We start from the raw sequence: 11,959 nt of genomic DNA on the forward strand, positions 1-11,959 counted from the left end.
AAAACAATGAAACAAATGATAAATTTTATCCAACTAAGTAGACGAATTTTGCCCTGTATGCTTTTTATTTTCTTGTTTAGTTCGTGTAGTGAAGACGTTCTAGACGAAGAGCCAAAGGATTTTTTAGCCCCAAATAACACCTTTGTTAATAAAGCAGGATTTGACGCGGGTTTAACGGCATTGTATGCAGGTGCCAGAGAAACTCATATGACAAGAACAAGAGAACCTGGTTTACTTGAAAAAGAATGGGAGGTTAATTATGGGCAGGGTGCAGATATTGGGTATCATATTGATGAGAAGAGCTTTATTACAGATTATAGTGTTGTTAATAGTTCAAATGGTACAGTTTTAAATTTCTGGAGAACGTACTATTCATTAGTTAAAGATGCCAATATATTAATATCTAGAGCTGATGGTGAAAACGTTTTTTGGGAATCTGAGGAAGAAAAGAATGAGATTATTGCTCAAGCTAAGTTTTTCAGAGCGTATGCATATAGAACATTAACATGGTTCTGGGGAGATGTTCCAATTATTAAAGAAGAAATTACAACTCCTAAGTTGGATTTTGTAAGAAACCCCGCATCAGAAGTAATTGATTTCATTTTAGAGGATTTAAAATTTGCTTCTGAAAATCTACCAACCAACAATCCACATGGCGCTCGCTTATCCAAAGCAGCCGCAGATTATCTTTTGGCAGAAACATATATTGTAAAGGAGCAATGGGATGATGCTATTTCTTCAGTAAATAGAATTCTTGATGATTCACAGTATGATTTAATGCGAAATAGATTTGGTTCTATGACAGATAAACCTGGTGATGTTTACTGGGATTTGTTTAGGTTAGGGAACCAAGACCGTTCAAGTGGTAACCGAGAAAATATATTCGCTTGGCAGTATGAATTTAATGTTGACGGTGGTCATTATAATGCACAGGAAAGAGCATGGGGTCCTTTTTTAGAACGTTTGAAAACACCCGATAATATGCAGGCTATTCTGAAAAATGACCTTCTAGGAAGACCTGTTGTTTTTATTAGAATAACACCATGGGTAGAGAGTGAAATGTGGGATGATTTTGATAATGATATTCGAAACTCAGAATTTAATGTAAAAAGGGAGTTTCTAATAAATAATCCTGAATCAGCTTTTTTCGGAGAGGTCATTGAACCTACCGAAGATAACTATGTTAGGAACATGTTTCCATATTATCAAAAGTTTACACATCCTTATGGTCATCCACAAGGATATGATACAAGTGGCAGAATATATACAGATTGGTATGTTTTTAGAGTGGCTGGAGCATATTTGCTCAGGGCAGAAGCGTATCTAGGTAAAGGTGATTTAGGGAATGCTGCCAGAGATATTAATACAATTAGAGATAGGGCAGGGGCTTTACCTGTTGCGGCTGCAGATGTTGATATAGATTATATATTAGATGAGAGAGCAAGAGAATTGTTAGGTGAAGAAGATCGTAGAGTAATATTAAATAGAACAGGTAAATTAGTTGAAAGGACAAAACTATATAATCCCGTATCTGGACCTACAATGCAGGATTTTCATAATCTTTTTCCAATTCCTCAAGCAGAAATAGATGCAAACAAGGAAGCCGAATTAACTCAGAATTCTGGTTATTAGATTGAAAAGTATATTTTATAGTTGTAAATTTTTATTATGAAAAATTTAATATGTATTTGTGGTTTTGCTATATTTTCGACTATTGGTTCTGCTCAGCAAAAACCTAATATTGTTTTCATTGTTGCCGATGATATGGGGTGGGCAGATATAGGGTACCATAATTCTGAAATAAGAAGTCCTAATTTAGATAAATTAGCAAAAACAGGTGTTGAGCTAGATTATCATTATGTTCAACCTCAGTGTACACCTACTAGGGTGGCTCTAATGACAGGTCAATACCCCACTAGAATCAGCGCTAAAAATGCACAAGCCCATAATGAAGAAACATATCCAATAGGAACCCAAATCATGCCCCATATGTTTAAGGATATGGGGTATACGACGGCTATTATGGGTAAATGGCATATGGGGTGTCTAGAACAATGGGGGCCTAAACATCATGGGTTTGATTATAGTTATGGTTCTTATGCGGGAGCTGTTGGAATGTATGACCACAGATATACACTAACAAAAAAACCGTACTCAATTACTTGGCATAGGAACCATGAATTGGTAGAGGAAGAAGGTCATGTTACAGATTTAGTCCGGAAAGAAGCTGTAGAATATATCCATAAGAATAAAGACAAACCTTTCTTTTTATACCTCCCTTTTCATGCTGTACATGTTCCTTTAGTGGAAAAAGACCCAAAATGGAATGAAATGAATAAGCATATCCAATGGGACGATAGAAGGTTAATGGCATCAGCTGTTTCTCATCTAGACGATGCCGTTGGTCAAGTTGTTCAAGCGCTAGATGATGCTGGTATTCGAGAAAATACAGTTATTATTTTTACTTCGGACAATGGTGCTTGGAGAATTCACAAAGGAGATATTTATCCTGCACCAGACCCTGCCTTGAGTAGATTTAGTTTTAATCACCCTATGAGAGGTTGGAAAATAGATATTTATGAAGGAGGAATGAGAGTCCCGGCTTTCGTTAATTGGCCTGCAAAATTAAAGCCATACAAGTTAAAAACACCAATGCATGTTATTGATTGGATGCCAACTCTCGCGGACCTTTTAGACTATAAAGGAGAGGATAAATACAATTGGGAAGGAGTTGATATGTGGAAGTCCATAGAATCCCAGTATGAAGTGGACGACAAAAGAGAGTTCTATTTTGTCTGGGGAGAGAACAGAACTTGGGAAGGTTTAAGATATGGTGATTGGAAAATTGTTAGAAAGAAAAATAATGGGGTTTATTCTAAATGGGAATTATTCAATTTAGAAAATGATCCTTATGAAGCCCAAAATTTAGCTTCATCAGAAAGTCTAAAATTAAATGACCTTGTTTTGAGGTTTGATAAGCAAAAGCAAAACGATAAGTTATAATGAAGTTGATAAGTTTTTTTAACACAAAAATTGCTTTATCGGTCTGTGTATTCGTTGTGTTATCATTATCAGGTTTTTGGGAAACAGATTCTTTTATAGAACCAGTATTGATTGAGGAGAGTAGACCTAATGTACTTTTTATAGCAATAGATGATTTGCGACCTGAATTGGGTGCGTATGGGAATAAAATTATTCAAACACCTAATTTAGACGCATTGGCAAATGAGGGTTTACTTTTCAACAATCATTTTGTTCAGGTACCAACTTGTGGCGCATCTAGATATAGTCTAATGACAGGATTAAGACCCAGAGCAATAAAGCACCTCTCGAATGATGTTTTTGAAAAAGATGTTGCTGATCAGCCAGAGAAAGACCGTCCGGAGTCGTTCATTCATCAGTTAAGAAGAAAGGGATATTATACGGTTGGGATGGGTAAATTAAGTCATTCGGCGGATGGTTTAGTTTATGGTTATGAAGAACAGCCATCTTCAAAAAGAGAGCTTCCTTACAGTTGGGATGAGTACCTTTTTGACAGCGGCAAGTGGAATACAGGTTGGAATGCTTTCTTTGGGTATGAAGATGGTGAGAACCGGCAAAGTATGAAAAAACAGGTGAAACCATATGAAGCGGGAAATGTAGAAGATGAAGGATATCCTGATGGGCTTACGGCTAAACTTGCAATAGATAAACTAAAGGAGTTAAAAGGTATTGATGCACCTTTTTTTCTTGGCGTAGGTTTTTTTAAACCCCATTTGCCTTTTAACGCCCCAAAGAAATATTGGGACCTTTATGATAGAGAAAAAATTCCAATTGCTCCAGACTCGCTTATTCCTAAAAGGATTAGTAAAACTAGTCTACATAATAGTGGCGAATTTAATGGATATCAACTTACGGATGAGATAGCTAGTTTAGACCATCCTTTGAGCGATGACTATTCAAGGAAATTGATTCATGCTTATTATGCTGCAGTTAGTTATGTTGATGCACAAGTTGGTCGTTTGGTCAATCAAGTAGAAGCTCTGGGTCTTAGTAATAATACAATAATTGTAATCTGGGGAGACCATGGGTGGCATTTAGGTAACGACAGAGTGTGGGGTAAACATACACTTTTTGAAACGGCATTAAGAAGTCCTTTAATAATAAAAGTTCCTGCTAAAAACACAGGTAAAATTAACACGATAATTGAAACTGTGGATATTTATCCTACTCTTTTGGAATTATGTAAAGCTGATAATAATATCGAAATAGACGGAAAAAGTTTTGCAGAATTATTCGAAGATAAAAATGCTATAACTGAGAATGATGTAGCATATAGTTATTTTAAAAAAGGGATGTCAATGCGAGAAAAAAGATTCCGTATAACCAAGTATTGTAGAGATGAAAAGCCAATAATAGAATTGTATGATCATAAAGTAGACCCTTTAGAAACAGAAAATGTGGCGTTAAAGAAACCAGAGGTAGTAAAGACGCTTATGCCACTTTTGGAAAAAGGAAATACGGGTTTATACACCTTAAATTAATGTGATTTAGTTGAGTTAGTTTTTGTTAAAATTCCGTCATCTATACTGTTGCTTATGCGTACAATTGCTCTTTTTTTTCTTATTTCGACCTTTTGGTCTTGTAATACCAAAAAGTCAATGCGCTTTACATTGGTAAAAGGTGACGGGGTTTTTCTAACACGGCCGGTCAGTTTTGGTTTGACCGGGGCCCAAAAAGCTCAAATAGATATAGAAAAAGCTATGGTTCTTTTTCAGGAAGATGGAAAAGAAAGCATAGAGCTTCCTTTTCAGGTAGACCGGCAACAACATAAAATCTGGTTCCTTCCGGTGATGGGAAACAATAATGAGGGTCTCTTAAACTTTCGTTTGGAGAACGGATTATCTTCGTTAAAATCTGAAAATGGTATTTCAGAAAAAAAGAAAAATGGTAGTTTACAGCTGGGCTTTCAAAATAAGCCTGCTGTTTCCTATCGCTATGAAATGACCTATCCGCCGAAAGGAGTGGATTCCATTTTTAAAAAATCCGGATATATTCATCCGATTATCACCCCAAAGGGCGATACGCTAACCCGAATCCAGCCTGAGGATCATTACCATCATTATGGACTATGGGGGCCATGGACCCATACCCAAGTCGATGGGGAACGCGTCGATTTTTGGAACTTGGGAGAAGGTATGGGAACGGTTCTGTTTAAGGAATTTAAAAATGTGGAATCGGGCGATGTCTATGCCTCGTTTACCGCAGCTCAAGAACATATTGATCTTAAGACCAAAAAAGAGCCCCAAGTGGCGTTGAACGAAGATTTGCAAGTGCGTTTATGGAACTTGAACCGGCCTGACCGCTATATGCTCGATTACAAAAGCGAGTTCGGTACGCCCTTGAAAAACGGAATTTTGTTTGAGGCCTACCGCTATGGTGGTGGACTGGGGCTACGTTTTAACGAAAGGTGGAAGGCCGATAATTGTACGGTGCTGACTTCGAAGGGCAACGACCGTTTAACGGCGGATGGCACCAATGCCAGATGGTGTATTGTATCGGGAGCATCATCGGACGGGAAGGGGACAAATGGCATTTTATTTATGAGTCACCCTAACAACAGAAAACATCCCGAACCCATGCGGATATGGCCTATAGATGCCAATGGGGGCAGGGGCGATATGTTCTTTGAATTTTGTCCGATACGGCATGAAGGATGGAAGATAGAACCGGGTCAAAAATATGAATTGAACTACAGAATGGTAGTTTTTGACGGAGCATTGAAAGCCGAGGAAGCCGAAGCGTACTGGCAATCGTTTGCCCAACAACCCAATATAGATATAATCAATAATTAGAAATACCAAATACAACGATGGAGAGAAGAAAATTTATCAACAGAACAGCTTTAAGTACCGCCGCTTTGGTGGGGTTTCCTAGCATTGTACCGGCCCATGTACTGGGCAAGAATGCACCAAGTAATAAAATAAACATCGGGCAGATCGGTTGTGGCCGTATTGCTAGAGACCATGATATTCATGATACCATTCGTTTTGACCAAGCTAATTATTTGGCGGTGTGTGATGTTGACTCCAAAAGGGCGGCAGATGCGAAGCTCTTAGTTGATGGGTTTTATCAAAAAAAGACAGGCAAGGCCAAATATAACCGAACAAAAATATACGATGATTATCGCGAAATGCTCTTGAATAAAGATATTGATGCGGTAGTGATCAGTACACCCGATCATTGGCATTCCCAACCGGCAATGGAAGCTGCCTTGGCCGGAAAGGACATCTACGTTCAAAAACCTACTTCCTTAACCGTTAGGGAAGGTCAACAATTGCGTGAGGTTGTTCAGAAAACAGGGGCCATTTTACAAGTCGGAACACAGCAACGTGCCATGCCGCAATTTAGGATTGCCGCAGAATTGGTAAGAAATGGTCGTATTGGTAAAATTCATACCGTTAAAATCGGTTTGCCGGGCGATCCTGCAGGTCCTGAAGCACCTGCAATGCCCGTACCTCCAAATTTGAATTTTGATATGTGGTTGGGTTCTACCCCAGAAGTACCGTATACCGAGATAGGGGTACATCCCCAAGACGGATATAGTAGACCGGGCTGGTTGCGTTCGCGTAATTATGGTGCCGGAATGATTACAGGCTGGGGACAGCACCACTATGATTCCGCGGCATGGGGTATGAATACCGAATTAAGTGGGCCTATTTCCGTAGAGGCTTTGGCCGAATTCCCAAAATCGGGTCTGTGGAACGTACATGGCGATTTCTTTGTAAAACACGAGTATGATAATGGTATTACGGTATACACCAGTGGAGGGTATACTAACGGTATCCGCTACGAAGGTACGGATGGATGGATTTTCGTTTCACGCGGTTCTTACCAAGCTTCCGCCACTGATCCAGTGGATAAGGAAAAGAGCAGTAAGGCTTTAAATGCTTCCGATCCCAAGATTTTGGAATCGGTAATCGGTGAAAATGAAATCCACCTAGAAAAAATTGATGACCAACATGGAAACTGGTTAGATTGTATCAAGACCCGAAAGGCTCCTATTTCACCAATAGAAAAAGGACATAAGGCCTGTACCATCTGCTTGATCAGTGACATCGCCATGCAGTTCGATAGAAAACTGGAATGGGATTATGATAAGGAAGTCTTTATCAATGACGCCGAGGCCAATGCCATGCTACACCGTGAGCAAAGAAAACCTTACGGAACGGATTATGTAAAATACTAAAACCCAAAGAGCCCGTTCCTTTCGAACGGGCTTTTTAAACAATTTCAACGTTTTTATTCAATAGAAAGAAAAAGACGCCTGAACCGGTTTTCGGTCTAGGGCGATACAAACAGGTGATTACATGAAAAATAAAATCGCATTTTTACTTTTACTGCTCAGCATCGCATGTGGCGAAAAAAAAACGGATACTAAAATGGTCGAAGCAAAGACAACGAACAGGGTGAAATTAATGACTTTAGATCCCGGTCATTTTCACGCTGCCTTGGTCCAGAAAAAAATGTACCCCCAAGTTGATTCCACCATTTATCTTTTTGCCCCCGATGGTCTTGAAGTAAAAGATTTTTTGAACAAGATAAACAGTTATAATTCTCGCGAAGAGTCACCCACGGCCTGGAAAGTCGAAAAATACTTAGGCGATGACTATCTCGAAAAAATGATCGCCGATAAACCGGGTAATGTTATGATCGTTGCCGGTAAGAACAGTAAAAAAATAGATTACGTACTTGAGGCGGTAAAGGCAGGATTGAACGTGTATGCCGATAAGCCTTTGGTTATTAACCCCGAGGGATTCAAAAAACTGCAACAGGCTTTTGATATTGCAGAGAAGAACGGGGTGTTGATCTACGATATTATGACCGAACGATTCGAGTCTACCACATTAATGCAAAAAACTTTTTCCGCATTGCCCGATGTTTTCGGGGAATTAGTGGACGGTACGCCCGAAGAACCGGCTATTAGTAAGGAAAGTGTGCATCACTTTTTTAAGTATGTTTCCGGCCAGCCCCTAGTGCGTCCGGCTTGGTTTTTTGACGTAAACGAAGAGGGGGAAGGCATCGTTGATGTTACGACCCACTTGGTAGATTTGGTACAATGGGAAGCTTTCCCTAATCAAATTATAGATACCAATAATATTGAAATGGTAAAGGCCAAACGTTGGCCTACCGTACTTACCACCGACGAATTCCAGAAAGTCACAGGCCTTGATGGCTATCCTGAGTATTTAAAAAAGGATATAAAGGATGATAAACTGAATGTGTTCTGTAATGGTGAAATGGTCTATAAAATCAATGGCAAACATGCCAAGGTATCGGTAATCTGGAACTATCAAGCACCTGAAGGCACGGGCGATACGCATTATAGTATCATGCGGGGCACCAAAAGCGACCTGATCATCAAACAAGGAAAGGAAGAGGGCTACAAACCTACCTTGTACGTCGTACCCCATCAAAAAGACGGATTTGAAGAGGTGTTGAACAAGGCCATCGCCGATAAGATAACAAGGCAGTTTCAAGGTACGACCATGGAGAGAATGGAAGACGGTAGCTATAAAATCAATATTCCCGATACTTTTAAAATCGGACATGAAGCCCATTTTGGCCAGGTTACCGAAAACTATTTGAAGTATATGGAAGCCGGGGAACTGCCTCAATGGGAAGTGCCCAACATGATCAGTAAATACTATACGACCACCAAGGCCTACGAATTGGCCAAGAAAAACTAGATATGAACGACCTTTTTGATTTAAAAGAAAAAACAATAGCCCTTTCCGGGGGCACTGGGGTCTTAGGGGGTTCCATAGCGGAATACCTTATACAAAATGGGGCCAAAGTAATTCTCTTGGGGCGGTCGGTTGAAAAATTAGACGCCAAACGTAAAGCCTTAAACGCCATTTCAGAAGGTAGTACCGCGGCTTATGTTGTGGATGTGATGGAGGAAAATGAACTGGTGCTTTTACGAAAGAAGATAAAGGAAGCCCATGGCAAGATCGATGGTTTGATCAATTTGGCCGGGGGGAATTTGCCCGGTGCCACCATGCAACCGGATCAGACAATTTTTGACATCTCACTGGAAGACACCAAAGAAGTGGTAAACCTCAATCTCTTTGGTAGTGTACTCCCCACAATTGTAATGAGCCAATTAATGGCGGAGCAGGGCTATGGTTCCATTATCAATATATCCTCCATGGCATCGAAGCAGTCTATAACTAGGGTCTTGGGCTATTCCATGGCCAAAGCGGGCATTGATATATTTACCAAATGGATGGCCGAAGAACTGGCTACTAAATTCAATGATAAAATTAGGGTGAATGCCATAGCTCCTGGTTTTTTTATAGGAAATCAAAACAGAAAGATTTTGATCAACGAAGATGGTTCCTATACGGAGCGAAGCAAAAAAATACTGGCGAAAACCCCTATGAACCGATTTGGGGATGCGTCGGAACTCAATGGAATGGTGCATTACCTTTTGAGTGAAGCTTCCTCCTTTGTAACGGGAACCGTGTATGATGTAGACGGTGGTTTCAATTCATTTACCGGAGTTTGATATGGACTACCTAAAGAAGACTTACCGATGGTTCGGGCCCGATTTTGGGGTGACCTTGGGCGATATAGCACAATTGGGTGCCGAAGGTATCGTTACGGCTTGCCACAGTATACCTACGGGTGAGGTGTGGTCCGTAGAGGCCATTGCCGACGTAAAGAATCAAATCGTGCGGCACGGTATGGAATGGTCGGTGGTAGAGAGCGTTAACATCCACAATGCCATTAAATACGGCCTTCCGGAAAGGGATATGTATATAGGGAACTATATTCAAACCTTGAAGAACCTGGCGCAGCACAATATTTATACAATTTGCTATAATTTTATGCCGCTTATAGATTGGACGCGTACCGATCTAGATTACCAATTGCCCAACGGAACATCAAGTTTACGTTATGACCCAATTGCCATTGCGGCCTTTGATCTCTATATCTTAAAAAGAAAGAATGCAGCTGAAGTATATGGGGCGAGTGTGGTAGGTCAGGCGGAAGCGTATTTTAAAAGCTTGTCCGCCCAAGAAAAACAGGCACTGGAAAATGCTATTCTTGCGGGTATACCCGGAAGCAAAGAAGCTATTCAAATGTCCGCTTTCAAGGAGAATTTGGCAAGGGTAAGCCAAATTTCAAAAAGCGGGCTTCAAGAGAATTTGGCCTACTTCCTTAAAGCCATATTGCCAGAGGCGGAAAAGTTGGGTATCCATATGGCCATTCACCCCGATGACCCCCCCTTTTCGGTTTTCGGGATTCCAAGAATAACTTCGACTTACGAGGATTTTAAGTCTATTCGCGATTGTTACCCCTCACTGCATAACGGTTTTACCTTTTGTTCGGGTTCCTTAGGTGCTTCGCCTAATAACGATTTGGTGAAGGTCATTGAAGATTTTGGCGATCGTATTCATTTTATCCATTTAAGGAATGTACAATTGAGCCCGAGTGGCGCGTTTTACGAAGCCGAGCATCTCAATGGTTCGGTGATGATGGATGAGGTAATGGAAGCCCTTATAAAAGAGCAGTTGAAACGGGAAGGCTCCGGTAGAACCGATGTGGCCATTCCGCTACGGCCCGACCACGGTCATGTATTGTTGGATGATAAAAAACGGCAGGGTGATTTCTACCCGGGCTATTCACTTATCGGAAGGGCATTGGGCATGGCCCAACTTACGGGCTTGGAGAAGGGACTTCGTCACCGTATGAAGCTTTCTTGAGCCTATTCGATAATTTCCCTGAAGTCTTGAAAGAACAGTTCTATTCGTGCCATGTGTTGGCTTAGAAAGATCATGGTTTCTTGCCAAGTGTTCTTGTTGTGGATCGACACGTTTTCCAAGGTGACGTATATTCTTGAAATTTCTTTTCCGTTCGATAGAAAAAAGGCTTCATCGAAAACAGCGTCGGGAAGGTATTCTTCGGATTGGAGCAGGGATTGCAGGGATTGAAATTTCTCCCAAAGGGTGATACGCCTTTCTAGGTCATCGGTTTCGATATCTATGGAAACCATGGCTTTTTTCAGATCGAAATGAAATTTAAAGGCGAGGCCTTTCACCTTGGTGTTGTACAATATCCATTTTCTGGGATACGATTTCCCAAAGGCGATCCAGAAGTCTTCCCGTAATTTTTTTGATTCCGCTTTGCTGAACATCCTATAGAAAATATGCGATTGCAATGCCGAAAATAATAGCGATTATCTTGCGAAGATTGAAGGTGTGGCCCTCAGAACTTTCAAAGAGTATAACCGTGGAAATATGCAAGAACACACCTATGACCAGTGCATTGATATAGGCGAAGTAGGTCGTGGCCCATTCCGCGTGGTCGGCGATATAACTGCCCAAGGGGGTCATCAATGAAAATATGGTAATAAAGAAAAAGGCCTTGGGCAAGGGTATTTTTGAATTGAGTAAGAAGATGCTTAGAATTACGGCAATAGGTACTTTGTGAATCAATATCCCATAAAGGATGGTGTCGTGGTCGTGTATAGGAAATCCCTCTAGAAACGAATGAAGGCAGAGACTGCCGAATAATAACCATGGGAACAACTCTTTCTCGGCATCTAGATGAACATGGCCGTGTTCGGCCCCTTTGGAAAAGAACTCCAAAAAAATCTGGAACAAAATCCCCAGCATAACAAATAGGCCCACATCTTTAGGGTTGCCATACTCGTACACCGACGGAAACAGTTCGAACAAGGTCAAGGCCAGCAAAAACGCGCCACTAAAGGCAAGAAGTAGCTTAAAATGACTTCGGTTCGTGGGTTTTACGATGTAAACAAAGGCAAAACTCAGTAGAACGGCAAAAATGGGTAAGGCGTAATTCATTAACGGAAAATCATTTTTATCGAGGCTCTTAGTCTTAGAATTGTGGTACTAATTACACTGACGAAACCAACTTTTTTTAATTTTCTGAAATACGATTTTTATCC

The 11,959-nt window shown here is 40.6% G+C and carries 10 protein-coding genes; 8 read left to right on the plus strand and 2 right to left on the minus strand.

The window, feature by feature from the left end:
* Positions 1-6 precede the first annotated feature (6 nt).
* The 8 genes from B4Q04_RS19725 to uxuA all read left to right on the plus strand — a co-directional run bounded on the left by B4Q04_RS19725 (position 7) and on the right by uxuA (position 10,751).
* A complete protein-coding gene (locus B4Q04_RS19725) occupies positions 7-1,632 on the plus strand; it encodes a RagB/SusD family nutrient uptake outer membrane protein (RefSeq protein ID WP_088697819.1) in 1,626 nt (541 codons plus the stop codon).
* Positions 1,633-1,668: 36 nt separating this feature from the next.
* Positions 1,669-3,003, plus strand: coding sequence for an arylsulfatase B (locus tag B4Q04_RS19730; protein ID WP_088697820.1), 1,335 nt, complete (start codon positions 1,669-1,671; stop codon positions 3,001-3,003).
* Positions 3,003-4,523 carry a sulfatase gene (locus B4Q04_RS19735; protein ID WP_088697821.1) on the plus strand — a complete coding sequence of 507 codons (1,521 nt, stop codon included), beginning with the start codon at positions 3,003-3,005 and terminating at the stop codon, positions 4,521-4,523. Before B4Q04_RS19730 ends, B4Q04_RS19735 begins: the two co-directional genes overlap by 1 nt.
* A 117-nt stretch (positions 4,524-4,640) precedes the next feature.
* Positions 4,641-5,834, plus strand: coding sequence for a PmoA family protein (locus tag B4Q04_RS19740; RefSeq protein WP_236631057.1), 1,194 nt, complete (start codon positions 4,641-4,643; stop codon positions 5,832-5,834).
* A 17-nt stretch (positions 5,835-5,851) separates the two neighbouring features.
* Positions 5,852-7,228 carry a Gfo/Idh/MocA family protein gene (locus tag B4Q04_RS19745; RefSeq protein ID WP_088697823.1) on the plus strand — a complete coding sequence of 459 codons (1,377 nt, stop codon included), beginning with the start codon at positions 5,852-5,854 and terminating at the stop codon, positions 7,226-7,228.
* Positions 7,229-7,349: 121 nt separating this feature from the next.
* Positions 7,350-8,729 carry a putative oxidoreductase C-terminal domain-containing protein gene (locus tag B4Q04_RS19750; RefSeq protein WP_013994456.1) on the plus strand — a complete coding sequence of 460 codons (1,380 nt, stop codon included), beginning with the start codon at positions 7,350-7,352 and terminating at the stop codon, positions 8,727-8,729.
* Between the two features lie 2 nt (positions 8,730-8,731).
* Positions 8,732-9,550 (plus strand): SDR family oxidoreductase, encoded by an 819-nt coding sequence (locus B4Q04_RS19755; protein ID WP_088697824.1) that lies wholly within the window; start codon positions 8,732-8,734, stop codon positions 9,548-9,550.
* A 1-nt stretch (position 9,551) separates the two neighbouring features.
* On the plus strand, positions 9,552-10,751 hold the full coding sequence (gene uxuA, locus B4Q04_RS19760; RefSeq protein ID WP_088697825.1) for a mannonate dehydratase: 1,200 nt from the start codon (positions 9,552-9,554) through the stop codon (positions 10,749-10,751).
* Positions 10,752-10,753: 2 nt separating this feature from the next.
* Here the strand turns inward: uxuA and B4Q04_RS19765 are convergent, their stop codons facing one another.
* Together B4Q04_RS19765 and B4Q04_RS19770 are read right to left on the minus strand one after the other, a co-directional pair.
* Positions 10,754-11,182 carry a DUF4268 domain-containing protein gene (locus B4Q04_RS19765; RefSeq protein ID WP_013994459.1) on the minus strand — a complete coding sequence of 143 codons (429 nt, stop codon included), beginning with the start codon at positions 11,180-11,182 and terminating at the stop codon, positions 10,754-10,756.
* A 1-nt stretch (position 11,183) separates the two neighbouring features.
* Positions 11,184-11,855, minus strand: a complete 672-nt coding sequence (locus tag B4Q04_RS19770) for a ZIP family metal transporter (protein ID WP_013994460.1) — start codon at positions 11,853-11,855, stop codon at positions 11,184-11,186.
* Positions 11,856-11,959: the final 104 nt, after the last annotated feature.

Source organism: Zobellia sp. OII3, assembly GCF_002211465.1.
GTDB lineage: Bacteria > Bacteroidota > Bacteroidia > Flavobacteriales > Flavobacteriaceae > Zobellia > Zobellia galactanivorans.

What these genes read in the sequence shown, in the direction of transcription:
- B4Q04_RS19725 (WP_088697819.1), top strand. Translation starts at nt 7, where the DNA reads ATGAAACAAATGATAAATTTTATCCAACTAAGTAGACGAATTTTGCCC.
- B4Q04_RS19730 (WP_088697820.1), top strand. Translation starts at nt 1,669, where the DNA reads ATGAAAAATTTAATATGTATTTGTGGTTTTGCTATATTTTCGACTATT.
- B4Q04_RS19735 (WP_088697821.1), top strand. Translation starts at nt 3,003, where the DNA reads ATGAAGTTGATAAGTTTTTTTAACACAAAAATTGCTTTATCGGTCTGT.
- B4Q04_RS19740 (WP_236631057.1), top strand. Translation starts at nt 4,641, where the DNA reads ATGCGCTTTACATTGGTAAAAGGTGACGGGGTTTTTCTAACACGGCCG.
- B4Q04_RS19745 (WP_088697823.1), top strand. Translation starts at nt 5,852, where the DNA reads ATGGAGAGAAGAAAATTTATCAACAGAACAGCTTTAAGTACCGCCGCT.
- B4Q04_RS19750 (WP_013994456.1), top strand. Translation starts at nt 7,350, where the DNA reads ATGAAAAATAAAATCGCATTTTTACTTTTACTGCTCAGCATCGCATGT.
- B4Q04_RS19755 (WP_088697824.1), top strand. Translation starts at nt 8,732, where the DNA reads ATGAACGACCTTTTTGATTTAAAAGAAAAAACAATAGCCCTTTCCGGG.
- uxuA (WP_088697825.1), top strand. Translation starts at nt 9,552, where the DNA reads ATGGACTACCTAAAGAAGACTTACCGATGGTTCGGGCCCGATTTTGGG.
- B4Q04_RS19765 (WP_013994459.1), bottom strand. Translation starts at nt 11,182, where the DNA reads ATGTTCAGCAAAGCGGAATCAAAAAAATTACGGGAAGACTTCTGGATC.
- B4Q04_RS19770 (WP_013994460.1), bottom strand. Translation starts at nt 11,855, where the DNA reads ATGAATTACGCCTTACCCATTTTTGCCGTTCTACTGAGTTTTGCCTTT.